The organism is Extibacter muris (genome assembly GCF_004345005.1).
Classification (GTDB): domain Bacteria; phylum Bacillota; class Clostridia; order Lachnospirales; family Lachnospiraceae; genus Extibacter; species Extibacter muris.
This window is the reverse complement of record NZ_SMMX01000002.1, coordinates 49575-73236: the sequence shown is the minus strand read 5'-3', so window position 1 is coordinate 73236 and position 23662 is coordinate 49575. Positions and strand designations below refer to the sequence as shown.

General features: G+C 49.5%; 20 protein-coding genes and 1 riboswitch. Of the genes, 2 read left to right on the top strand and 18 right to left on the bottom strand.

Features of this window, described 5'->3' with window-relative positions:
* From grdB to E1963_RS02120, 13 genes are all read right to left on the bottom strand, one after another.
* Positions 1 to 1311: a glycine reductase complex selenoprotein B gene (gene grdB / locus E1963_RS02180; protein WP_132274718.1), complete on the bottom strand. Its 1311-nt coding sequence runs from the start codon at positions 1309 to 1311 to the stop codon at positions 1 to 3.
* A gap of 18 nt (positions 1312 to 1329) precedes the next feature.
* The gene (locus tag E1963_RS02175; protein ID WP_201271980.1) at positions 1330 to 2610 is read right to left on the bottom strand and encodes a glycine/sarcosine/betaine reductase component B subunit; all 1281 of its coding nucleotides are present in this window, start codon (positions 2608 to 2610) and stop codon (positions 1330 to 1332) included.
* Between the two features lie 104 nt (positions 2611 to 2714).
* Complete coding sequence (locus E1963_RS02170; RefSeq protein ID WP_132274715.1) at positions 2715 to 3098, bottom strand: GrdX family protein; 384 nt, start codon at positions 3096 to 3098, stop codon at positions 2715 to 2717.
* Positions 3099 to 3235: 137 nt separating this feature from the next.
* Positions 3236 to 3347: riboswitch (glycine riboswitch) on the bottom strand.
* A gap of 163 nt (positions 3348 to 3510) precedes the next feature.
* Positions 3511 to 4881 (bottom strand): alanine/glycine:cation symporter family protein, encoded by a 1371-nt coding sequence (locus tag E1963_RS02165; protein WP_132274712.1) that lies wholly within the window; start codon positions 4879 to 4881, stop codon positions 3511 to 3513.
* A gap of 270 nt (positions 4882 to 5151) precedes the next feature.
* On the bottom strand, positions 5152 to 6585 hold the full coding sequence (purB, locus tag E1963_RS02160; protein WP_132274709.1) for an adenylosuccinate lyase: 1434 nt from the start codon (positions 6583 to 6585) through the stop codon (positions 5152 to 5154).
* Between the two features lie 51 nt (positions 6586 to 6636).
* Positions 6637 to 8064 (bottom strand): amidophosphoribosyltransferase, encoded by a 1428-nt coding sequence (purF, locus tag E1963_RS02155; protein ID WP_132274706.1) that lies wholly within the window; start codon positions 8062 to 8064, stop codon positions 6637 to 6639.
* An 18-nt stretch (positions 8065 to 8082) separates the two neighbouring features.
* A complete protein-coding gene (purC, locus tag E1963_RS02150; protein ID WP_066575094.1) occupies positions 8083 to 8790 on the bottom strand; it encodes a phosphoribosylaminoimidazolesuccinocarboxamide synthase in 708 nt (235 codons plus the stop codon).
* Between the two features lie 220 nt (positions 8791 to 9010).
* Complete coding sequence (locus E1963_RS02145; RefSeq protein WP_132274703.1) at positions 9011 to 9691, bottom strand: amino acid ABC transporter ATP-binding protein; 681 nt, start codon at positions 9689 to 9691, stop codon at positions 9011 to 9013.
* A gap of 11 nt (positions 9692 to 9702) precedes the next feature.
* Positions 9703 to 10353 carry an amino acid ABC transporter permease gene (locus tag E1963_RS02140; RefSeq protein WP_066575090.1) on the bottom strand — a complete coding sequence of 217 codons (651 nt, stop codon included), beginning with the start codon at positions 10351 to 10353 and terminating at the stop codon, positions 9703 to 9705.
* A 109-nt stretch (positions 10354 to 10462) separates the two neighbouring features.
* Positions 10463 to 11323: an amino acid ABC transporter substrate-binding protein gene (locus E1963_RS02135; RefSeq protein ID WP_132274700.1), complete on the bottom strand. Its 861-nt coding sequence runs from the start codon at positions 11321 to 11323 to the stop codon at positions 10463 to 10465.
* Between the two features lie 104 nt (positions 11324 to 11427).
* On the bottom strand, positions 11428 to 12210 hold the full coding sequence (locus E1963_RS02130) for a tetratricopeptide repeat protein (RefSeq protein WP_132274697.1): 783 nt from the start codon (positions 12208 to 12210) through the stop codon (positions 11428 to 11430).
* Positions 12185 to 13468, bottom strand: coding sequence for a DUF5716 family protein (locus E1963_RS02125; protein WP_167482089.1), 1284 nt, complete (start codon positions 13466 to 13468; stop codon positions 12185 to 12187). Before E1963_RS02125 ends, E1963_RS02130 begins: the two co-directional genes overlap by 26 nt.
* Positions 13469 to 13485: 17 nt before the next feature.
* Entirely contained in the window at positions 13486 to 16806 is a 3321-nt protein-coding gene (locus E1963_RS02120) for a DUF5717 family protein (RefSeq protein WP_201271979.1), read from the bottom strand.
* 101 nt (positions 16807 to 16907) lie between these two features.
* On the opposite strand from E1963_RS02120, the gene E1963_RS02115 reads away from it, so the two are divergent.
* A complete protein-coding gene (locus tag E1963_RS02115; protein ID WP_132274689.1) occupies positions 16908 to 18005 on the top strand; it encodes a pyridoxal phosphate-dependent aminotransferase in 1098 nt (365 codons plus the stop codon).
* A gap of 42 nt (positions 18006 to 18047) precedes the next feature.
* Positions 18048 to 18326, top strand: a complete 279-nt coding sequence (locus E1963_RS02110; RefSeq protein ID WP_132274686.1) for a hypothetical protein — start codon at positions 18048 to 18050, stop codon at positions 18324 to 18326.
* A 191-nt stretch (positions 18327 to 18517) separates the two neighbouring features.
* Here E1963_RS02110 and E1963_RS02105 read toward each other — a convergent pair whose 3' ends face one another.
* The 5 genes from E1963_RS02105 to E1963_RS02085 all read right to left on the bottom strand — a co-directional run bounded on the left by E1963_RS02105 (position 18518) and on the right by E1963_RS02085 (position 23652).
* Positions 18518 to 18862: a cupin domain-containing protein gene (locus tag E1963_RS02105; RefSeq protein ID WP_132274683.1), complete on the bottom strand. Its 345-nt coding sequence runs from the start codon at positions 18860 to 18862 to the stop codon at positions 18518 to 18520.
* A gap of 229 nt (positions 18863 to 19091) precedes the next feature.
* Entirely contained in the window at positions 19092 to 21077 is a 1986-nt protein-coding gene (locus tag E1963_RS02100) for an ABC transporter permease (protein WP_132274680.1), read from the bottom strand.
* On the bottom strand, positions 21070 to 21837 hold the full coding sequence (locus tag E1963_RS02095; protein WP_132274677.1) for an ABC transporter ATP-binding protein: 768 nt from the start codon (positions 21835 to 21837) through the stop codon (positions 21070 to 21072). Before E1963_RS02095 ends, E1963_RS02100 begins: the two co-directional genes overlap by 8 nt.
* 124 nt (positions 21838 to 21961) lie before the next feature.
* Positions 21962 to 22981 (bottom strand): sensor histidine kinase, encoded by a 1020-nt coding sequence (locus E1963_RS02090; protein ID WP_132274674.1) that lies wholly within the window; start codon positions 22979 to 22981, stop codon positions 21962 to 21964.
* A complete protein-coding gene (locus E1963_RS02085) occupies positions 22978 to 23652 on the bottom strand; it encodes a response regulator transcription factor (protein ID WP_132274671.1) in 675 nt (224 codons plus the stop codon). Before E1963_RS02085 ends, E1963_RS02090 begins: the two co-directional genes overlap by 4 nt.
* Positions 23653 to 23662 lie beyond the last annotated feature (10 nt).

Sequence of the window (23662 nt, the reverse complement as noted above, 5' to 3'; positions counted from 1 at the left end):
CTAATCAAAAATTGTCTGTCCGTCAACTTCTGTCGTAAGAGCGTCAAGCGCTTTTTCAACAATGTGGCGGCGAAGTTCCTTCTCCTCAGAAGCATCCAGAGCCGGATTGCCGAGCGGATGAGGAATTGCGATAGCCGGTACGATTCTGTTCGCGCCAACCGTCATTGATATCGGAGTGACTGTACATATATGCACAACCGGGATGCCCGCTCTCTCGACCTCTTTCACCATCGTTGCACCGCAACGAGTACAGGTGCCTCATGTAGAGGTGAGAATTACGGCATCTACTCCGTCAGCCAGCAGCTTCTTTGAGAACTCAGCTGCAAATGCCTTGGAAGACGCAACGGCAGTTCCGTTACCGGTCGTCGTATAGAACAGATGATGGAGCTCTCCGATCTTTCCTTCTTTTTCCATGTCACGAAGCACATCTACCGGAAGTACGCGGTCCGAATCTTCATTCGCGTATACCGGATCGTATCCGCCGTGGGCCGTCTCATACGTCTCTTCCGTCAGGTCCATGACACCTGCGATGTCGTATTCTCCGTAATGTGACGCACTGGAGCTCTCGATATGGTCCGGATTCCCTTTCGGTACGATACCGCCTGATGTGACAAGCGCAATCTTGGCATGTGCAAGATCTTTGACCGCCGGGTTTGGTTCCACCCTGTCGAAGTCCGGCATCGGGTATTCTGTAGTAAACGGCTTGTCAGCTAATTTCTGAAGCAGCATCTTTACCGCTCTCTTTGATCCTCTTTCTTCCTCGAAGAAGTTCACGCGCACACCGTTCGGCATATAACCTTCCTGGCAGGACGCGCCGATTGCTTCTCCTTTGGCAAGCTTAAGAGCTAATGGAGCCATCTTCGCTACCGCGCCTCTCATGCCGGCTGCGCTGTTCTTCGTAGCAACCATGTATACCTGGTTCTTGAACATGTCAGCTCCCGGGTTCTCTACATACATGCCTGTGATGGCCGGTATGCCAAGCTCTTCCTGGACCGCAGCCGCGATAGTGCCGCACGCGACGCCATAACGTCCCGCATTGAATGCCGGGCCTGCGATGAACACATCAGGAGCCTGCTCTTTTACCATTGCAAGGACATCTGCCTTTGCTTTCTCAAGGTTCTCGTTAAAGTAGGAGTCACCGCACACGATCGTAGCGATAATCTCCGCCTCATCTTTAAAATTCATGTTAAATGCCATACCCGGTCCTACCACTTCACCTACGCGAAGCTCCGCCGGATAATCCGCTTTTTCTTCCCCGCCGATGTTAGCGAAGAACTGGTTGATGTAATGTACAACTTTAATTTTGCTCATTTACTGTATCCTCCCTTATTATCTCGCGCTCAGTTTGTTGAAACCAGTTTCGTTTGTCGCACCTGTCAGCACCTGAAGTTCCACTTCCAGGGAACCGTCCTCGCGAAGCGTCTCTTCGCTGGCTCCGGCAATCTTAGTCACATAGTCAAGAGTTCCGATAACTTTGTCCAACTTAGGCAGGATAATAACCTGGTTCGCGTTTCCGCCTGTCACCACCGCGTCTGCTGCCGCGTCTGCATCTGCAAGAGACTGGGATCTTCCGTCACGTCCGGCATATTCGTCTGTGATGATAACCGTCTTGACACCCTCTGCCTCAATCTTCTTGCAGTTCATGATCAAGTCCGTATCCGGGTTTCCGAATCCTTCCTGGGATACGATGACACCGTCAAGGTCTAACATCTTGCAAAGCTTTGCGGTCCAGTCTGAGGAACGCTGCTTGTCTGCAAGGTATACGTTTTCATTTGTGATGATCTGGCATACAAAGTTGATTGTCTTGCCGTGCTCTTCAAACATATCATGTACGACCGGATTGTTCAGGTGCACATAGGTCGGGTTCTTGTCGCATGCGGATACACAGTTGCCGGATACGATAGCGCCGTCCATGATCTCCGTCGGATTCAGGACAGTCGGAAGCACTTTCTTCGCATCTACGCCGTACACATATGTATCGTGCAGAAGCCCCTGGCTCTGAAGCATCTGTACGTATGCGACTCTCGGAAGGTCCGGATATTTTTCCATGCCTTCTTTGATCGTGCATGTCTCATACACTTTCGTCTCGTCTGGTGTAAGGTTCCGTGCAAGTTCCCCGATATATACCGCAACTCGGAAGCCTGCAAACCTTACTGCCTTTTCGTAGTCGTGCTGTTTGATATCGTCAACCGGTTCACATACCATAACGAGGTTAAGCGTCTTTGAAAATGGCGTATAGTCCGCGCCAGGGCCTGTCATGTCGATGATGCCTTCCTGGAAGCCTACTATCTTGCCGGCTGTAACGACCGCCATGCCTTTTAACGCATAAGTCTTGCCGCTTCCTACCGTATCTACCTTAGAGATGACGCCCGGGAAGATTCCCCCTCTTCCTTCTACTTTAACACGTGGCTCGATGACATCCTTCACCGGGGTGATCCTCACGCTCTCACCTGGCTTTGCAATGTCGAATGATACGCTCTTGATCTTCTCGTCCTCGAGAGCTACTGCCTTTACAGCCTCTTCTGATACATAAAGGATTCCGTCTTCAATCTTGGATTCTGCCGCGAACTGAATATCCTTGATGTATATGTGTCCCATTTCTAATTTCACGTATTGTTCCCTCCTTAAGTTAAATGTTGTTATTTGTTGAAGCTTTCGCTTGTTACAACCTCCCGCATACCTGGCCGGACGCTTCCCGCCCGGCAGCGCAGACATTACCACACGTCTGCCGATGTTATCGCGCTTTCCAGTAGGGTCCAGTCTATCATCTGGAAGTCATCATATACCTCGCGCTTATACTTGTCTGACTTAAGCACGAACTTGCCGCACGCCTCTATGGCATTCTCGATGATAACGACCGACCTCGGGTCTACCTCCCCCTTTCCTGCCGACAGCATGATTGATTTATATGGTGTTTCATTAGGCTTTACACTCCCCGACAAGGGGTGAGATAAAAGCGTGTGCCCTTCATGTATTCTGTCTCTTACTGCCCTGAGCACTTCCTCATAGGAAATCTCTTTGTACTCCACATTATGCGTTTTGCCGATCTTCTCCGGTACGAGTGGATTATTCGTTATTATTATGTAATCATTCTGCATCCCATCCACCTCTTCCACTGGATAATTATGGTAACCAAATTTTGAATAAAAAAAGGACGATATAAACACAGATGTGCAATTCGTCCTTTCTGTCTTTTGGCGTAATCAAATTACTTCAACACAAGATTCAGAATGCGGTCCTTTTCCCAGTCCTTTTGCCTGAAAGTTTCACCCCACAAGTGTTCACCCTCACCTGTCCGGCTTGCCTCTTCGGCGGCCATATGCATGGCTCTCTCTTGAAAAAAATCAGCCCGCTGTTAAATTTTATTTATAGATGCAATGAATATATCTTATTGCTTGTTTTAATATTAACTTATTGTTAATAATTTTTCAACCTTTTCAAATGAGAAAGTTCGATTTGGTAATTTCACACAACAAATCCCATTTAAATTTATGTATATTTACTCCAAACTTATTTTGACTTCTTATTTAAAAAGTTCCTATAATAATCGTCATGCACTTTCTTGATCATGCCGCTCAGCGCGAACAGGCCGAGAATATTCGGGATGACCATCATGGAATTGAAGCAGTCGGCCATATTCCACACAAGGTCAACTTGGGCGAGAGAGCCGAGTACGACGCAGGCCGCCACGAGCAGGGAATACACTTTCACGGCTTTCGCGCCAAACAAGTATTTGATGTTCGCCTGGCCGAAGAAATACCATCCCACGATCGTAGAGAATGCAAAGAAGAACATGCACACTGCGATGAAGATGTCCCCTCCCTTGCCGAATAAAGTGGAAAATGCATACTGGCTCAGTTCCGCTCCTGTCTTGCCCGTAGGGATTGACTTTGTCGTAATGATGACAAAAGCCGTCAGATTCAGGACGACAAACGTATCGATGAACACTCCGATCATTGCCACGAATCCCTGTTCCACCGGATGGTCTACCTTGGCGACCGCATGTGCGTGTGGCGTAGAGCCCATACCGGCCTCATTGGAGAAAAGGCCACGGGCCACACCCTTTGTGAGCGCCAGCTTGATCGTTGCCCCGACCGCTCCACCTGCGATGGATGACGGGCTGAACGCGCCGACGATAATCGCGTGGAACGCGTAAGGTATGTTCTTATAGTTATAGATGATTACAATCAATGCCCCCACGATATACAGCGCAGCCATAATCGGGACAATCGTCTCTGTCACTTTGGCAATCCGCTTCATGCCGCCCATGAATACAGCCAGTGCCAGAACTGCGATGATAACACCCATCACTGCCTGGGGAACACCGAAAGCCGTGTGGAAAGCTGCCGCGATAGAGTTGGACTGTACCGCATTGCCCATGAAGCCGAGCGCCAGGATTATCAGAACTGCAAATACGCCCGCGAGCACTTTGCCGAACGTGCCCTTGAATGCCGCCCGGATATAATATACGGGGCCTCCCGTCACCTCACCGTCGTCACCTACACATTTGTACTTCTGCGCCATGATGGCTTCCGAAAATATGGTTGCCATGCCGAGAAAAGCCGCGACCCACATCCAGAAGATTGCCCCAGGCCCGCCGATTGCAAGTGCCGTGGCAGCCCCGGCTATGTTGCCGGTACCTACCTGCGCCGCGATTGCCGTAGCCAGCGCCTGGAATGAGGACATGCCGTCGGCTCCTGCCTCCCCCTTATTGTGGAACAGGCCGCCGAACGTCCTCTTCATGCCTTCCTTGAATCCTCTTACCTGGATAAATCCAAGCCTTACGGTAAACCAGATTCCGCCAAGCAAAAGAGCAGCAATCAGGATGTAGTCCGCAAGATAATGCTGAATCGTCAAGACAATGTCATTTAATGTATCCATTCTAAATTCCCTCCTTCTCTCATAGATACGGTCGATAACCAGACCTCACCTATCGATAAGTATATGATAAATTATTAACAATATAAATGCAACAGGATTCTTCACTAATGATAATTTTTGGTGAATTTTCTTCAATATTCACATTTACACATTGAATTTACGTTGACATACATCTGAAGATTTGTGTAAAATGCCATAGCCCTGCTACATATCTGCATAAAAAGGCAGCCGCCGGAATCCACTCCGGGCAGCTGCCTTATATTTTATCTGCTAGACATTGATCTCTGCGCTCATGCCAAGCACTTCTTTGTTTGCTTCAAGCAGCGGGGATACCGAATCCTTAAGGAACGCATCAACCTGCACCGCCGCACGTCCGGTATATCTGGACGGATCCATCGTCTTTTTGAGCTCTTCTTCGCTCAGATTGAATGCCGGGTCTGCCGCGATGAGTTCCAGCAGATTGTTATCCAGCCCTTTTTCTTTGACATTTCTTCCTGCCTCCATGGACAGCTCCCGGATCTTCTCATGCAGTTCCTGCCTGTCGCCGCCTGCCTTGACCGCGTCCATCATGATATTTTCCGTGGCCATGAATGGCAGCTCCGACATGAGACGCTTTTCAATCACCTTCGGATACACGACGAGGCCGTCCACCACGTTCAGGCACAGGTCCAGGATACCGTCCACAGCCAGGAAGCCTTCCGGTACGCTGAGGCGCTTGTTCGCGGAATCATCCAGCGTCCGTTCGAACCACTGCGCCGCCGATGTTATGGCAGGATTCAGTGCGTCCGCCATCACATAGCGGGACAGGGATGCAATCCTCTCGCTTCGCATCGGATTTCTCTTGTACGCCATCGCGGAAGAGCCTATCTGGGTCTTTTCAAATGGCTCTTCCACCTCTTTCAGATGCTGCAGGAGCCGTATATCGTTAGAGAACTTATGTGCGCTGGCAGCTATCCCTGCAAGTACATTCACAACTCTTGTATCCACCTTGCGAGAGTAGGTCTGGCCGGATACCGGATAGCATGCTTTGAATCCCATCTTTTCTGCAATCATCAGGTCTATCTTGTCTATCTTCTCCTGGTCTCCCTCAAACAGCTCCAGAAAGCTCGCCTGGGTCCCGGTCGTCCCCTTGGAGCCGAGCAGCTTCAGGCTGTCCTTCACATACACCAGATCTTCCAGGTCCATCATAAATTCCTGCATCCAGAGCGTGGCCCTCTTCCCCACCGTCGTAGGCTGGGCAGGCTGGAAGTGTGTGAACGCAAGCGTCGGAAGCGCCTTGTATCCATCCGCGAATGCGGCAAGCTCCGCTATGACGTTGAGAAGTTTCTTTCTCACAATCTCCAGCGCTTCTGCCATGATGATGATGTCCGTATTGTCGCCGACATAGCACGATGTGGCGCCAAGATGGATGATTCCTTTCGCCTTCGGGCACTGCTGCCCGTATGCGTATACGTGTGACATCACATCATGCCGGACCACCTTCTCACGTTCTCTTGCCACTTCATAGTTGATATCGTCTTTGTGTTCCTTTAACTCTTCAATCTGCTCGTCCGTTATCGGAAGCCCGAGCTCCTTCTCTGTCTCGGCCAGCGCGATCCAAAGCCTTCTCCATGTCCGGAACTTCTTGTCCGGAGAAAAGATATACTGCATCTCTTTGCTGGCGTAACGCTCTGATAACGGGCTTACATATCTGTCTGTACTCATATTCTTTATCCTTTCATCCAATTTCATAAATCCACCACATATGCTTCCAGGCTATTCAAAAGCCTGTGAGACGTCTTTCCCCGGCACTTCCATCGGGTAGTTGCCGGTAAAGCATGCATCGCAGTATCCGAGGTCCCCTACCATATCTTTCAGCTTGTCTATCTCCATATAGCCGAGCGAATCCGCCCCGATCATCTTCTGTATCTCATCCGGCGTATGCGTGTGGGCGATCAGCTGTTCATTGGAAGGTACATCCGTGCCGAAATAACATGGATACAGGAAGGGCGGGGAGCTTATTCTGACATGGACTTCTAAAGCGCCTGCCTTTTTCAGCATCTTGATGATATTGGCGCACGTCGTCCCCCGCACGATGGAATCGTCAACCATCACGATCCGTTTGCCCCGTACTACTTCCTCGATGACATTGAGCTTGATCTTCACGCTTGACTCCCGCTCGCTCTGGCTCGGCTTGATGAACGTACGTCCTACATAGCTGTTCTTATGGAAGGCCATGCCGTACGGGATTCCCGACTCTTCCGAATAGCCTTTTGCGGCTACGAGCCCGGAGTCCGGCACCCCGACAACGAGGTCCGCGTCTACGGGATAAGACTTTGCAAGCGCTCTTCCCGCGATAATCCTGGAATGATACACGTTCACACCGTCAAGCGTACTGTCTGTCCTGGCAAAGTAGATATATTCAAAGATACATCGGGCCTGTTTCCCTGCATCGATTGCCATGCTCCTGTCAGACTCGATGCCGCTCTTTGTAAATGAAACGATCTCACCCGGCTCGACATCCCGCACAAAGTCTGCACCGACGGCCGAAAGGGCGCAGCTTTCCGATGCCAGGATATACGTATTCCCGCGCTTTCCGATGCAGAGCGGCTTCAGACCGAAGGGGTCTCTGGCTCCGATCATCTTCCTTGGCGAACTGACGACGAGCGCATATGCACCCCTGATCTTCTTCATCGCATTCTTTACCGCATCCTCGGCCTTCCCCGTATTCAGACGTTCCCGTGCGATATGGTACGCAATCACCTCAGAATCGATGGTCGTCTGGAAGATAGCACCGGTGTATTCCAGCTCCCTCCGAAGCTCCACCGCATTCGTCAGATTGCCGTTGTGGGCGATGACGAGCGTTCCTTTTACATAGTTGATGACAAGGGGCATGGCATTCTCCGCCCTGGAGCCCCCTGCTGTAGAGTAGCGCACATGCCCTACCCCGAGATTTCCTTTCAGTTCCCTGAGGGACTCCTCGTCAAAGACGTCATTGACAAGCCCGAGCCCTTTCTTCGAGCGTACTTTTCTTTCCCCATATGTGTCCGTCACTGCTATGCCACAGCTTTCCTGCCCGCGGTGCTGTAATGCAAAAAGCCCATAATATACGGTGGGGGCTACATTGCCCCCATCCATATCATAGGCTCCAAATACACCACATTCTTCTCCTATACCTGTTGTGACCTTTTCAAACTGGTTCATGAATGTTTAAGCTCCTTACTATTTTATGCCGATTCTTCTGAACACTTCCTGATATGCGTCTTCCACATTGCCCATATCCCGGCGGAAACGGTCCTTGTCCAGCTTCTCATGTGTCTTTATATCCCAGAGGCGGCACGTATCCGGAGATATCTCGTCTGCCAGGATAACATCCCCGTGGAATCTTCCGAATTCAATCTTAAAGTCGATCAGCTCGATACCTGCATCTGCAAAGAACTTTTTGAGCACTTCATTGACTTTGAACGTATACTCTGTAATCTTCTCGATCTCTTCCCTCGTAGACGCGCCGATCGCGATTGCCATGTAGTCATTGATCAGCGGGTCTCCCAGGTCGTCGTCCTTATAGCTGAATTCGAGCGTGGGCGCCAGCAGGCTCGTCCCCTCTTCGATTCCAAGTCTCTTGGAGAAGCTCCCGGCAGCTACATTACGGACGATTACTTCAAGCGGTACGATCTCCACCTTCTTGACCGCCGTCTCCCTGTCGCTCAGCTCTTCTACAAAGTGGGTCGGTACTCCTTCTTTTTCAAGAACCTGGAAGACGTAGTTCGTCATCCGGTTGTTGATGACGCCCTTACCTACGATTGTTCCCTTTTTTTCTCCATTAAATGCCGTCGCATCATCTTTATAGTCTACAATTACAATATCTGGATCTTCTGTCTTAAAGACTTTTTTGGCTTTTCCTTCATATAACTGTTCTAATTTCTGCATACTAACACCCATCCTTTTCTTGTTTTATCATCTGAGTCCAAGGCCTGATTAGCGGAGGCTGATATGGGAACCCGCGCCAAGACGCCTTATGCACGTATAAGTATAATACAAGGCAGAAGGAAAAGCAATAATCCCGTCTGCCTTGTACAAATTCTTATTCATTATTTATTGCACGTGTATTCATAAGCGTATCTTATAGGTTCATCGGCACTTATAAGTTTTAGCCAAATTTCCCGAGGAACTCCTGCATTCTCTCGTTAGATGATCCAAATACCTCCTCAGGGGTCCCCTGCTCCGCGATGTACCCGTCGTCCATGAATATGATATGGTCTGATACGTTTTTCGCGAAGTTCATCTCATGGGTAACGATTACCATCGTCATATGCTCGGCCGCAAGATCCTTGATGACCTTGAGGATCTCTCCTGTCAGTTCCGGGTCCAGTGCAGAAGTAGGCTCATCAAAAAACAGGATATCCGGGTTCATGGCCAGCGCCCTTGCAATGGACACCCTCTGCTGCTGTCCGCCGGAAAGCTGGTAAGGATAGGCATCCTCTCTGCCCTCCAGCCCCATCTTCCCAAGCAGCTTCCTCGCTTCTGTGACGACTTCTTCTTTTTTTCTTTTCTGCACCTTCAGCGGTGCGTCTATGATATTTTTCAGGACAGTATAATGCGGAAACAGGTTGAAGTTCTGGAATACGAGGCCGAACGTGCCTGCATAGCGTATCTCTCCCGAATCAGGCGTCTCCAGGTTCGTGGCGCACCGAAGGAGCGTGGATTTCCCGGAACCGGAAGGGCCGATGATGCCGAGCACCTCTCCTGTATCTACGGTGAGCGATATGTCTTTCAGCACTTCCGTATCTCCAAAGCTTTTCTTAATATTTTTCATCTCCAACAGACTCATGCCATATCCTCCTACCGGTAATAACTCATCTTATTTTCAATCGCTTCCATCACCACTGCCACGATCAGGTTGAACACATAATAGAAGATGCCGGCCGCCACGAAGGCTGTCATGGAGGTCTGGGCCGCCGCGATCTGTTTGGCGGTCGTGAACATCTCAGGAACCGCCACGACAAAAGCCAGGGACGTATCCTTTACGAGCGTTATCACCTCATTCGTAACTGACGGGAGTATCCGCTTCATCACCTGAGGCAATATGATACGGAAAAAGGTCTGGGGCCTCGTATAGCCAAGTACGCGCGCGGCCTCATACTGCCCTGCCGATATGGACTCGATGCCTCCTCTGTATATCTCCGCAAAATATGCGGCGTAGTTTATCGCAAACCCGATCAGAACTGCCGTCAGCCGGTATGTGGCCGATATGCGAAGCCCGAACAGATAATAGGGACCGTAATAGACGACCATCAGCTGAAGCATGAGCGGCGTCCCCCGCATCACTGAAATGTACAGCTTTGTAACCCACTGCACGGGCTTGATCCTGGACATCCTTCCAAATGCCACGATTAATCCGAGCGGCAGAGAAAAAATCAGCGTCGCCGCAAATATCTCTATCGATACGACCATACCTCCGGCCAGCTGTTTTACAATCATTGCCACATTCATCTAATCTTCCTCCGAATCACATTTCTTAATCCATATCTTCTCTCAGACTGCAAGGGACCCGGCCTGTCCGGCCGGGCCCCTGTCATGTGCTATCAATCCCTGTCTGGACTTATTTGCCGAGGCAGACCGCATCCGCGCTGATGCCGCCATCAGCCCATTTCTCAACTATCTTGTCCAATGTCCCGTCTTCTGCCATCTCATCCAGCGTCTTCTGAACCGTATCACGAAGCTCTTCATTTCCTTTTTTAAACCCTATGCCGTACTGTTCTGTCGACAGCTTTTCATCCAGCAGCCGGAATCCTCCGCCTCTGCTGTCAATCTGATAATTGGCTACACCGACATCCATCGCAATCGCCTCGCATGCTCCTGACTCCAGATCCATGAACGCTGTGTTATAGTCCGCCACCTGGTTCAATGCTCCGAACGTAGCTGCCAGCTCCGCCTGTCCGCCTTCTTCTACGTCGTCGCTCTCAAGCGTATGTAATGCGGAAGAATCGGCCTGCACTTCTACCATCTTGCCTGCCAGGTCTTTGAATTCCTTAATGTCGGAATCCTCAGGGACGACAATCACCTGGCTGTTATCGACATATGGCTCTGACCACGTATACTTGTCTTCTCTACCATTCATCGTAAATCCGTTCCAGATACAGTCGATTGTCCCGGAACTGAGCTCCATATCCTTTGAATCCCAGTCTATCGGCTGCTTTTTCAGCTCCCATCCGTTTCTGTCACACACTTCCTGTGCAAGGTCAAGGTCAAAGCCCACATATTCTCCGTTGTCATCTTTGTATCCGTACGGCGGGAACGCGGCGTCAAATCCCACCACAAACGTATCGTCGCCATTGTCTGCCTTCTCTTCTTTAGTGCTGTCTGCCTTAGCGTCCGATTTCTCTTCTTTATTTCCGCATCCTGCTGCCGCCATTCCTGCAACCATTACAAGAACTAATAATAACGCTAATCTTCTTTTCATAAATGCTTCCTCCTCATCTGCAATATTATGCGGCGTTTCATCCGCTGTACTGTGTTACCAGTTCATCAGTTGATTACTTTACCACACTAAATCGCTCTGTTATATTAGCACATCCCATTATTCTTGTCAATCCTGCGGTATTCTTTTTTCCACTGGTCCAGCTGTTCTATGCTTATCTCCATATTAATCTCCCTGCGTATTCTCTTGACGTCCTCTTTCAGCAGAGAAGCCGTGCTTAGATACGCAGGATTGCCTGACATCATCTTCACGAACTGTTCATCCGGCATCCCTCTGTAGCAGCTGTAGATATAGGCCTTCAGCATCTGCGGCTCCTCGCACAGACGGTATGCCTCCTGGTACATCTTCACCGCTTCCTCATATAAGAACAGGCGGCCGTATGCCGTGCCAAGGCAGCCGTAGACACGGCCATAAAAGGCCTTGTCCAGCGAGTCGTCCCACTCCTTGCTTACGATGGCCTGGTACACGAGGATTGCAGAGGCATATTCCCCGCTCTTGAGCAGGCTGTCCGCCTTGTACTTCTCCCGCTCCACCTCGTTCTGGTTCTGCAGGTGCTCCAGAATACTCTGTATCTTGTTGATGTCGGACTGGGAGTATATCGTGGATTGCTTCAGTATCGTCAGCACGAACTGTTCCACCGAGCAGTTCTGCGTGATCTCCTGGCGGAGCCTTTCTGCCAGCTTCTTCAGTTCAAGCTCCTGCTCGATCCAGTCGCAGAGCTGAGTATTCATTATCGTATAGTCTATCAGGTAGAGGTTATTGCAGATGTAGTAGCACAGCTCTTCTATCGTATATATGCGGACATGGATTCTCGTAATCTCATACGGCCGTTTTGCTTTTTTATTATGACATAGAATTAAACTGCCCATTGATTCCTCCTAAATGTATCTCCTTCTCTACCTGGAAGCCTGTAGGCGGATAGAATTCGCCGAATCCGATATCCTTGAATTTGAGCCTGCACGTCCTCTCATCCAGAAACATCGTCTCTATCAGAAGACGCAGGGAATAGTCTTTCCTGTCCGGAAGCCCTTCCAGCTGCACGGTCTCTACCTTAAGGTCGCCTGCGGCAAGCGACTCGATATGAACCTCGACGTCCGACGTATCTTCCAGTATCACTTCCCACTGTCCGTCCGCTTCATACCAGTGCGTCCCCCATGACACGATAGGATGCCATCCTTCCTGTCCGTTCACCCGCATACGCAGGCATATCTGCTCGGTCATCTTCGTCTCGTCCAGATAGACGGGCCCTTCATCATAATCGCGGCATTTGCGAATCGAAGTATAGCATGCGCCCTTGCTGTACAGGTTGTTTCCCAGAAACGCTCTCCTGCCGTTGCACAGCACTTTCAGAGAATTCGGATACCAGTTGTTCTCGAACCCTTCCCCTGTCAGGTACACGGAAGAGACGACCTTTTTCTCGAACACGCTCTGTATGAACGTCTTGAACCTGCCGTCCGCGTCTTTTGCCTTGTCCACATTCAGTACCGGATAGATGGCTTCCAGCTCTTTCATCCGGGCGCTCGCCACTTCGTCCACCGTGACGAACTTCTCGTTCCCCCGGCTGGACACCGTGTTCAGCCGGCGCAGCATATACGCCTTGATTTCCTGCGCGTCGCAGTAAAACAAGGCCGATTCGTACTGCCACAGCTCCTTTGGCTGATAGAACATATACTGGCAGAAGCTCTCCTTATAGTCCTGGACGCATATATGATCCTTCTCGATGCCGAGATGTCTGCCGATACCTTTCAGCATCTTCGTCATGTCGATGTTATTCTCCGGTACAGAAAAGGTGATATACGTTATCTCATCGAATTCTTCAAGAGACAGGCTGATGAACTTAGCAAGCAGCCATACCGCATCATGCGTCTTGGCCCCTACCCTCACCTTCTCCTGCCTGACGGCCCGGTTAAAGAGATCTGAGACCGTGCATCCCTCGTTGACGGTCGCCAGCCTCTTTGCCTCTTTCCCATACACCCACCGGTCCCTGAAATAACCAAGCATCAGAGGAATCTGGTAATTGTCCACCGCGACTTCCAATGTCACCGGTTCGTCTTTTGTCTCATCATAATAACTTATCTGACAGCTCTTCTCGTTCAGATCATAGCCGAGCATGCTCCCCTTATTCATTACCATCTCCTCCTCTCCTAATATATCTTATATATTTCTTCCGCCATAATCTCTTCCTCCTTATACAGGAGCATCGCCTTCTTCTTGCTCGCAGGACTCATGGCAGCCATCGCATTCAGCCTGCCGAACTTTCCTGTGCCGGAAGCTTCCCTGTCATTGGCCAGCGTCTCTTTCTCTGTCGTGACGCTCCGTCTCCCGGCTGTCTCTTTGAAATAATAGCTGATGCTCTCGTCCGTATACAGGATAAACTGCTTGACATAGATATTTTCATATGCAGGCGTCATCACTTCCATCCGATAGCCAAGCTCTTCTTTTCTCCCCCGTTTCATCTTATAGTGGAGTTCTACCCGGCTTCCCGGCCTGGCCTGGTACTCGATCATGACTTTGTCATAAAGCTGGTTCTCCCTCAGCCAGGATTCCTTATAATTCAGGTAGCAGGGGAACACTAGCTGCTTCTCGCACATTTCCCTGAGCACTCCGTGTAGTACCGGCTCCTCGCCCGCCGTATAATCCTGTGCGGAAAAGTATTTCAGCAGCGCTAACTTGCAGATGTCCGGCAGCTCCTCTTTCTTCTCACACTCATGTATGATGATGTCGAACACGATTCTGCCGGTCTCCCGTCCCCGCAGAATGTATTCTCTGGAGACGTAGGCGAGATATGCCTGCTTTAGCCGGAAATACACGCTGTCAGAGAGATAATAGTCTTCAAATATATCCTCCTCCCTGAACAGGTCCTCAGAAAAGACCATCTGGGTTATGATGCGTTCGCCCACCTTATTGGCCGGAATCCCATAATCTTTCAGCACCTTCCAGAGCTTTTTCATATCGGACGTAGCCCCGCAGTAATAATTGGCAAGATACATGAGCGTAACTTTGTCATATTGTTCCTTTTTAAACAGCTCAAAGCAGAGGTGGCTTAAGAATTCATCCTCCTCATAGTTATCCTCCCTTATCCTTTTGCTGCAGAGCCGGAAGATGTCTTTTTCATCAAACGCATCCATACCCATCTGCCTGATATTATCAAAAGTCGCCTCCTGCTTCTTCTCCTCATGCTTCCATATGCCCGCATGGGCAGCGTACTTTTTATACATGTCGAGAAAACGCGGCTCATAGAACAGCCGTTTCGTCTCGTACGCGATAGAGTCTGTATAATGCCTTCCTTCCAGAGACTCCCACACGACTCTTGACTCCTTATCATACAGGAAGATGACGGCGCCATCCTCCTCATCGTAAGGGATCCTCTGCCGGACATTGCCGTCCTTCTCTATGACCAGCACGCAGTTCATATTGCGCACCTTTGTCGTGATTTCATAGGCAAAGCAGATATCATGCAGTGCTTCCATCCGTTCTGCGGTCATCTCATCTTCCCTCAGGAATCTTTTGTACAGGATCTTCAGCGGCTCTGTGATGTGGCGCCTCTCCAGCTGGTCCCACGTAAATGCGACCATCTGCTCCCTGTAGCTCAGATACAGGTCGCTCCCTTCTTCTTCATAAGTAATCAGGTTAGCATACAGAAATGCCGCCTTTTTATAATCGAGCGTATTGCCATGCATAAAGTACAGGAAGATAGACTTCGGCAGAGGGCCTCTTACCCGCTCCTCCTCTATCGTCACCATATAGTATTCATACAGCTGCGCTATCTTGAGCTCTGCGTCAACCGCCCGCTTATACCACTCGAAATAACGCTGCTGGCTCTTGTTGCCCTTGATCAGCAGCGTGCAGATTGTATTTAATATCATGGTCTCGCTGTACATCTTGTAGATTCGTTCCAGAATGCGGAACAAGGCATCGCTGTAATTCTTCTGCTGGCTCGCAAAATTGGCGACATACAGGGCCAGCTCTTTCGTCATCAATCTGTATTTTGACGCGAAGTTGAGCACCTGTATCTCGAATTTGCCAAGCTTTTTCAACAGTGTCGGCTTCTCCTTATAGCACTCGTATGCCGCCAGATAAAAGAGCACTTCGTGAATTTCAAAGCCGAACTGCTGTTCCAGCACTTCAATCCGTTTATATGGATTGCGGTACCTGGGATCCAGGTTGATCAGCATGCTGAGAAGCGGCCAGGAGTCCTGATGCCGCATATAGGTCTTTCCTATTTCGTCGAGGACCCTGTCTACATGATTTCCTTTGCCTCTGATGAGTGCGGTAAGATAGAGATAGTAGCAGTTCGTCACCGGATCTTTCCCTATGGCGAACCGGTTGTAATTATAGTTTTCAAGTATCCATTTCGCCTCTTCCGTCTTGCTGCCGATCACATATATATGAGCCTGCAGAAGCTGCAGCGTCTCGCTCTGCGGATCCATCTTTCGCAGTGCCGTCATCTTCTCGATCGCGCTTTCCACCCAGTTGTTCAGCTCCACCCTTCCGGCCACATAACCGACATATCCCTTCAAGATCTGGGCCTCCAGCAGTTCTTTCATACGGTGGTCTTCGTCGTAATCCTGGTTCTGCAGCACTTCGATCTCGTATATGAGCGTCTCATACGGCGTGATGAACTTCAAGGCGCCGAAGTTCCTCCCGCCGTGCAGATGCTCTGGTCTTACGAGATATTCTACCTCATACGTATTGCCGACGAAGTCTTCCGTACTGAGTTCCGAGCGGAGCACTTTGATGAACCTCCCCTCCGCCTCCACCTTGATCGGCATGAACCCCCACGTGTTCTTCATGAGCGTAAGCGTGCCTTTTGTGGACTCTTCGATATCCTCGAACAGCATGCCTTCTCCGGGAAGGGTGAGGAAGATGCATTCCTTCTGTTTGATGCCGACGAGGAATTCCTCCATCGCCTGCTCCCCGAGGGACCATTTCCTCATATTGTCATACAGATAGAAGATCCTCTCGTTCTCATATTTTAATATTTCATAGAATTCTCTGGAGCGGAACAGACGTCCTGCCTCCGAATAATCTTTGATTGCCAGTTTTCCGAAATCATCTGTGCTCTGTACTTTTCCGTAAGAAGTCATCACATACGGCTTCTCAATAATAGCGGTAAAGGATAGTTCGTACTCTCCCCCGTTGCAGACAACCGTAAACTTGCCTTCTTCCACATGCCCGGGACGTAATCCTCTGCCGTCATAAGTAAATTCTACTCTTGCAGGATTCCCGTCAAATCCCTGGTCTTTAAAATGAACACGAAAAGAAGACGGGTATATCAACCCCCGTATATTCCCCTCTGTCTGGCTTTTCACAGAAAAACTTCCCCTGTATACTTCACCTTCCCCGATAATCATTACGAGATTGGTTTCCTGAAAGAGAACATCAGGATGTGCATTATGGAAGTCGCCCTTAGAAAATTTCTGAATTTTGTTTTTCAAGCCTGCCACCTGCTTCTTTCGTTGCATTTTTCTAAAAACATACTATAATGAATTATAGCATTGTTCTGGCTGAGATGGCAATGCTGTAGATACAAAATCTTGAAAATATGTAGACAGGAAGTATAGATATGGATAAAAAACCAGAATTTCACGGAAGTGACATCGAACAGATCTCACAGTACTACCACATCCAGCAGGAGGATATCGTGAGTTTCGGCGCTAACGTCAATCCGCTCGGCCTCTCTGAACATGTGAAGGCGCAGCTTGCATCCCACCTGGATGTGATCACCCGGTATCCCGACCGTAACTACACCAAGCTCAAGGAAACGATAGGAGCGTATTGTCATGCAGACCCGGAGCACATCGTAGTCGGGAACGGTTCTACCGAGCTGATTTCTCTTCTCATCAGCGGGCTGCGCCCGGAAAAAGCGCTCGTCATCGGCCCAACCTATTCTGAATATGCCAGGGAGCTCTCTCTCGTCGGCGGTTCGTTGGAATATTACAATCTGCGGGAAGAAAAGGACTTTGCCCTCGGCGTGCCGGAACTTCTGGCCGCCCTTGCCCCGGATACCGGACTGCTTGTCATCTGCAATCCGAACAACCCTACCTCCTCGGCGCTTGCCTGGACGCAGCTTGAAGAGATCCTCCGGTTCTGCAGGGAGAAAGGCATATTCGTCATGATAGACGAGACATATGCCGAGTTTGCTCCGGATCCGGGAGCCATCACCGCTATCGGGCTCGTACCGAAGTACGACAACTTTATGGTCATCCGCGGGGTGTCCAAATATTTTGCAGCCCCCGGCCTTCGTTTCGGATACGGTATCACGAGCAGCAGGGCGTTCCTCGATGTCCTGCACCGGCATCAGAATCCGTGGAGCTTAAGCAGCATCGGCGCCTTTGCCGGCGGGCTCATGCTTGAAGATGACACGTATATCCGAAAGACTTGGAACCTGATAGATTCCGAACGTACCCGTCTGTTCGGCGAGCTCAGTACTTGGAAGGACGTGAAGGCCTTCCGCCCGTATGCCAACTTCATCCTTGTCAGACTCCTCCGGGAAGGGCTCACTTCTTCTGGCGTGTTCGAGCATGCGATCCGTCAGGGCCTCATGATACGCGACTGCTCCTCCTTCCGGAGCCTGGACGGGGAATATATCCGTTTCTGCATCATGCATCCGGAAGACAACGACAGGCTGATGGCCTGCCTTCGAGATTATTTGGGGGGGTAAGTAATGTAGACGCCGATGGGGAGGTAGGGGGCATCTGCTGCGATGCGTCCGGGAACTGCGACTATCACACAGATTCCTAAGCTTGTGGAATGTTCGCCGATAGCGGCTCTCATCCCACAAACCAAGGAATCTGGTGAGGATTCTCCGTCCCTCCCGCTTACACCTTCGCATCTGTCCCCTACCTCCTCATCGGCTATCTACTTTACTGGCACGGGCGAGGGTGACTGTGTAACACTATTGGCTGATGGAAGTGCTTTGGTTGTGTCAATCTGTCAATATAAGGCTAAGCAAGTGGATAACCTTGGTTGGAAGCAATCGTAATGAAGAAGAGCCGGAATCAGGTACGGAGATGTTATATGAGATGACAATCCCTGCCTGCTTCCGGCTCTTCTTGCAGCAACGGCGTGCACGCCTCGCTGCAAACGCTTAACAATGACCAATTTGTTCTCTATGCTGCACATGTTAAGCTTGTCATATTTTATCATTCATCTCACGCAGCCACTTTACGTAACTTACAGTTTCAATATCAATGCCACGAAGGAAAGGTCTTCAGTCCCTGTATTCTTCAGGCCATGTCCGTCCCCGTCCTTGCAAAATGTCACGTCTCCCGCTTCTACCGGAACCGCCTTGCCATTGTCATCATACATCCCGCTTCCGCTTAATATGTAATACGTCTCTGTCTCCCCGTGATGCTCATGATAGCCGAGCTCACAGTTCGGCTTTAAAGTCACACGGCTGAACATCTTACAGTGCTCCCCGAGCTGTTCCTGGCTGATGAGCGCCTCTTTCATGATAAACCCGGCGCCGCCGTTGACATGTTCCACTGTAACTACTTCCCTTTCTCCTGCTTTCGTCATCCTGCTTCCTCCTTTATTCTCGCGAAGGCAACGAGCCAAGTGGGGTCAGATACCCCGCAGCCCGCTGCGCTTCAAATTTGATGCCCCGTTGCTTGCAGCGGGGGCTTTGACTATGTAACAGCTTGATAGATCCATTGTAATATAGTGTATACAAAAATTCAAGTGTGTGAAATTTTGAAAGGGGTCAGACCCCGCTATGCGAGGGGGTCTGACCCCTTTGGAAATTCCGTTAACTGACAATCTTATAATACTCTCTTGCTGTAATTGCGAATACAATTGCATAAAATATCGCGAATACCACGACAGTTATTATCGTACAGGTGAGGAACAGTGGTACATTTACGAAATTCAGCGTTTCCAGCATCCTTGTGATTACCTTGAATGCAACAGCTATATGGATTATCGCAACAGCCAGCGGAAGAAAGAATACGGTCAGCACCTGGCTTCTGATGGACCGCTTCACTTCTTTTTTGCTCATCCCGACTTTCTGCATGATCTGGTAGCGTTCTTTGTCGTCGAAGCCCTCTGATATCTGCTTATAGTAGATGATAAGCACCGTCGCCATAAGGAACATCAGACCGAGATATATTCCGATGAACAGCAGCCCCCCATACAGCAGGTAAAAGCTTTCGATGCTCATTTCCCTGCTTTCGCAGAATGATGGCGCTGCCTCTGATACGATCCTGTCTCCCATGGCCTCCATCGCACTGAGCTCCTTCTTGCCATTTCCGTCGAAATCAATGCGGACGGTGTAGCGTATATTTCCCATCTTCTGCGTCCATGCCTCATCCATCTCGCTGTCGCCGTAGGCTTCATTCGTGATGTCCTCCGCATGTTTAAGACTGGGGACCACGATGAAGAGATGCTCCATGACATTAGATTTATTTTTCTTCTCCAGCACCATGTCTTTTAACTCTTTGGCCACTTTGAACTGCCTGCTGCCTATCTGAATGCTTTCTTTACCGTACGTACGCCCTGTCATGTATACGAGAATTTCATCATCTTTTAGAGATACGTCCGCTTTTTCATATTTATTATAATCCTCCAGCGGTATTACGCTTAATTCGACCATGTCGCTCATATCATAACTTCCGCCTTCTTTCAGCTTTACCTTATCTCCTGTCAGAACCGCGTTCATTTCTCCGGAACGGTATGAGACTTCGTCCTTTATCGTGGCACCTGCCTTTTCTGTCTCTTCCTCGATGATACGGTCTATCTTTTCCATCCCTTCTGCGCTCGCAGCATAATTGGTCACTTTGAACTGTTCCGGAAACCTAGTGTTCATTATGTCGTCCATTCCCGCATACAGGGATACCGTCGTAGAGATCATCACAAGCACCATCGTGCTCAGGATGCAGATATTGGCCAGCCCTACCGCGTTCTGTTTCATCCGGTATATCATGCCTGATACAGATGTGAAATGCTTCGTCTTGTAGTAGAACGACTTTTTCTTACGCAATGCTTTGAGCAGCGCGATGCTGCCGGCAGTGAACAGTGCATACGTGCCGAGTATGACACAGATGACCGCCACGAAAAACAGCATAAGCGCCTGGAGCGGAGATTCCGTAGTGATCGCTATATAGTAGCCGACTCCTATCGTAGCGACTCCGAAAATAGTCATGAGAATCTTTGTCTTGGGCTCTTTCTCTCCCTGGTTCCCGCCCCGCAGCAGTTCCACCGGATTCGCCAGATGGATCTGCATCAGGTTATAAAGCAGCGTGAGCGCAAATATAGCCGCAAAAAACGCGATTGTGCGTAGAACAGATACCGGCGATATCTCAAAAGTCATATTTACGTTGTAGTGGAGCAGTTTCAGCAGCATGAGATACATCAGCCTGCTGAAAATGATGCTCGATGCGAGGCCTGTAACTATACTTGCCGCTGCTGTAATGAACGATTCCACTGCAAGCATCTTTGCGATATGCCTCTTCCCCATTCCGAGGATATTGTACACGCCTATTTCTTTCTTCCTGCGCTTGATCAGGAAGCTGTTCGTATAGAAAAGGAAGATGACCGCAAATACGATGATGACGCCAAGCGCATAATTCAGGCAAGCTCTCAGTGGGCCAGCCCCTACGCTTTTATTTCTTGCAAGGGCATCCATGATATAATACATCATCACTGTCAGGACCGCCGTGAGAATGTAAGGTGCATAGGTCTTACGGTTGTTCTTGATATTCGTCACAGCCAGTTTGGAATATATGGACTTATTCACCCCTTTCACCTCCTGTTGTCAGAACAGTCAGCGTGTCTGCAATCTTCTGGTACATCTGCCCGTCCGTCAGATTGCCCCTGTACAGCTGGTGGAATACCTCCCCGTCCTTAATAAAGAGCACCCGCTTTGCATTGCTGGCAGCCTTCACGCTGTGCGTCACCATGAGTATCGTCTGTCCGTCATTGTTGATTACGCCGAACAAGTTCATCAGCTCATCGGCAGCTCTTGAGTCCAGCGCTCCCGTCGGCTCATCCGCAAGTATAAGCTGCGGCTTTGTTATGATGGCTCTTGCCACGGCCGCACGCTGCTTCTGTCCTCCGGACACCTCATATGGAAATTTGTCCAGCAGGCTTTTTATCCCAAGGCGTTCGGCTATCGGCGCGAGCTTCTTTTCCATCTCCTCATATTTTTTACCGGAAAGAACCAGCGGAAGGAAGATATTATCCTTAAGAGAAAACGTATCCAGAAGATTAAAGTCCTGAAACACGAACCCAAGATTCTGCCGCCGAAAAGCTGCAAGCTCCTTTTCCTTCACCTTGGCCATATCATTTCCTTTCAGGTACACTTTTCCGCTTGTAGGCTTATCCAGGGAGGCCAGTATATTCAGTAGTGTCGTCTTCCCGGAGCCGGACTCTCCCATGATTGCCACATATTCTCTCGGCTCGACAGAGAAGCTCACATTCTTAAGCGCCACCACCTGATTCCCGCCAAACCTGGGCGTGTATATTTTCTTGACATTTTTGACATCCAATAATGACATGTTCCATACCTACCTTTCTGTCAGTTCTTATTTACAAGTCCATTATAATAAAAGAAGGAAATGCCCTGCCATTGATTTGACTTACATTTCCTGATTCTAATCTTACATTCATGTAAGATACCGCCTATTCCGGTACGATTTCCTTTCTTTCCAGAGACAGATATACTTTCGTGCCGGCGCCGACCTCCGACTCGATCCACATGCTGTGCCCGAGCTTGTCCATGACCGTCTTGCACAGATACAGTCCGATGCCAGTAGACTTCTTATCCTTCCGTCCGTTATAGCCAGTAAAGCCTTTTTCAAACACACGTGGAAGGTCCTCTGCCTGGATTCCGATTCCTGTATCTTCTATAACGAGCACTTTCACGCCTCTGTCCTTTTCAATATGCACGGAGATGCTGCCGGACTTCGTATATTTGAGACCGTTGGAAAGCAGCTGTTCCACCACGAATACGAGCCATTTCTCATCCGTCAGCACCATCTCTGCAGACGGTGTAAATTGGAGCTTGACCTTCTGCAGGATGAACATCTGGGAATATTTGCGGACGGCCTGTCTCACGATATCGTCCAGGTCGTACCATTGCAGCACCATATCTGATGATATGCTGCCGAGGCGGAGGTAGGACAGCACCATCTCGACGTACTGCTCTATCTTGAACAGTTCCAGCTTCAGCTCTTTCAAGTGCATATTTTCTTCCGGCGTCCGCTCCTCCTCCCACGACTGCAGAAGCACACGCATAGCCGCAATCGGCGTCTTGATCTGGTGCCCCCACAGGCTGTAATAATCAATCATCTCCTGGCGGGCTATCTCTCCTTCTGATTGTATCTCTGCCCTGCTTTCAAAAAGCGTTTTTATAATCCTCTGGTAATCTTCCTCGAGGATGCCGGACGCTTCCGGCAGCTCTGCCCAGTCTGCCCGGATACTCCGCTCTGCTTCCATGAGTTTCCTGTGCCTGCCTGCATACCTTATATAGCCGATAATCCCGTATAATGCAAGCCATATGACAGATAGCAGAAATGCGTAGAGGACAGCATCCATCTGGATGTTGCATAGATAAAAGATACCAGCAAATATACCGATGAATCCGGTATAAAGACAGATGGATTTGATGTGTTCTTTCAGATATTCACAAAACAGCTTCATACTTCTACCATATATCCTATTCCTTTTTTTGTTATAATCATGTCTCCGAGGCCTATCTGTTCCAATCTTTTGCGCAGCCTGGCCACGTTGACCGTAAGCGTGTTGTCATCAATAAACTCATCGCTCTCCCAAAGGCGCTCTATGATGTCATCCCGGGATACGATCTGGCCCGCATGTTCCATTAACGACTGGAGAATCTTAAATTCGTTCTTCGTAAGTTCCAGCTTCTCTTCCCGGTATATGACCGTGGCATCATTCAGGTTCAGCAGCACCCCTTTGTGTTCTATCACATTGAGCGCCCCCTGGAAAGAGTATGTCCTTCTAAGCAGCGCCTGTACCTTGGCTGTAACGACATTCAGATCAAAGGGCTTTTCGATAAATTCATCTCCGCCCATATTCATTGCCATCACGATATTCATATTGTCATTTGCCGACGAGATAAAGACAATCGGCACTTTGGACACCTTGCGCATCTCCGTACACCAGTGGAAACCGTTGAAAAACGGCAGTGCGATATCCAGCAGCACAAGCTGAGGGTCATACTCCACAAACATATTCATCACATTCTTGAAGTCCTCCACGCAGCGGACCTCATAATCCCATTTAGACAAGTGCCTCTCAAGAGCACCAGCGATAGTCATATCATCTTCAACCACCAATACTTTATACATGTACACCGCC

Excerpts from the sequence above, each read along its gene's own strand:
- E1963_RS02095 (WP_132274677.1), bottom strand. The coding sequence starts at position 21,837 with ATGTCATTATTGGATGTCAAAAATGTCAAGAAAATATACACGCCCAGG.
- E1963_RS02130 (WP_132274697.1), bottom strand. The coding sequence starts at position 12,210 with ATGGGCAGTTTAATTCTATGTCATAATAAAAAAGCAAAACGGCCGTAT.
- E1963_RS02090 (WP_132274674.1), bottom strand. The coding sequence starts at position 22,981 with ATGAAGCTGTTTTGTGAATATCTGAAAGAACACATCAAATCCATCTGT.
- E1963_RS02165 (WP_132274712.1), bottom strand. The coding sequence starts at position 4,881 with ATGGATACATTAAATGACATTGTCTTGACGATTCAGCATTATCTTGCG.
- E1963_RS02140 (WP_066575090.1), bottom strand. The coding sequence starts at position 10,353 with ATGAATGTGGCAATGATTGTAAAACAGCTGGCCGGAGGTATGGTCGTA.
- E1963_RS02145 (WP_132274703.1), bottom strand. The coding sequence starts at position 9,691 with ATGAGTCTGTTGGAGATGAAAAATATTAAGAAAAGCTTTGGAGATACG.
- E1963_RS02120 (WP_201271979.1), bottom strand. The coding sequence starts at position 16,806 with ATGCAACGAAAGAAGCAGGTGGCAGGCTTGAAAAACAAAATTCAGAAA.
- E1963_RS02110 (WP_132274686.1), top strand. The coding sequence starts at position 18,048 with ATGCGTCCGGGAACTGCGACTATCACACAGATTCCTAAGCTTGTGGAA.
- E1963_RS02105 (WP_132274683.1), bottom strand. The coding sequence starts at position 18,862 with ATGACGAAAGCAGGAGAAAGGGAAGTAGTTACAGTGGAACATGTCAAC.
- E1963_RS02135 (WP_132274700.1), bottom strand. The coding sequence starts at position 11,323 with ATGAAAAGAAGATTAGCGTTATTATTAGTTCTTGTAATGGTTGCAGGA.
- E1963_RS02170 (WP_132274715.1), bottom strand. The coding sequence starts at position 3,098 with ATGCAGAATGATTACATAATAATAACGAATAATCCACTCGTACCGGAG.
- E1963_RS02085 (WP_132274671.1), bottom strand. The coding sequence starts at position 23,652 with ATGTATAAAGTATTGGTGGTTGAAGATGATATGACTATCGCTGGTGCT.
- purB (WP_132274709.1), bottom strand. The coding sequence starts at position 6,585 with ATGAGTACAGACAGATATGTAAGCCCGTTATCAGAGCGTTACGCCAGC.
- E1963_RS02115 (WP_132274689.1), top strand. The coding sequence starts at position 16,908 with ATGGATAAAAAACCAGAATTTCACGGAAGTGACATCGAACAGATCTCA.
- purC (WP_066575094.1), bottom strand. The coding sequence starts at position 8,790 with ATGCAGAAATTAGAACAGTTATATGAAGGAAAAGCCAAAAAAGTCTTT.
- purF (WP_132274706.1), bottom strand. The coding sequence starts at position 8,064 with ATGAACCAGTTTGAAAAGGTCACAACAGGTATAGGAGAAGAATGTGGT.
- E1963_RS02125 (WP_167482089.1), bottom strand. The coding sequence starts at position 13,468 with ATGAATAAGGGGAGCATGCTCGGCTATGATCTGAACGAGAAGAGCTGT.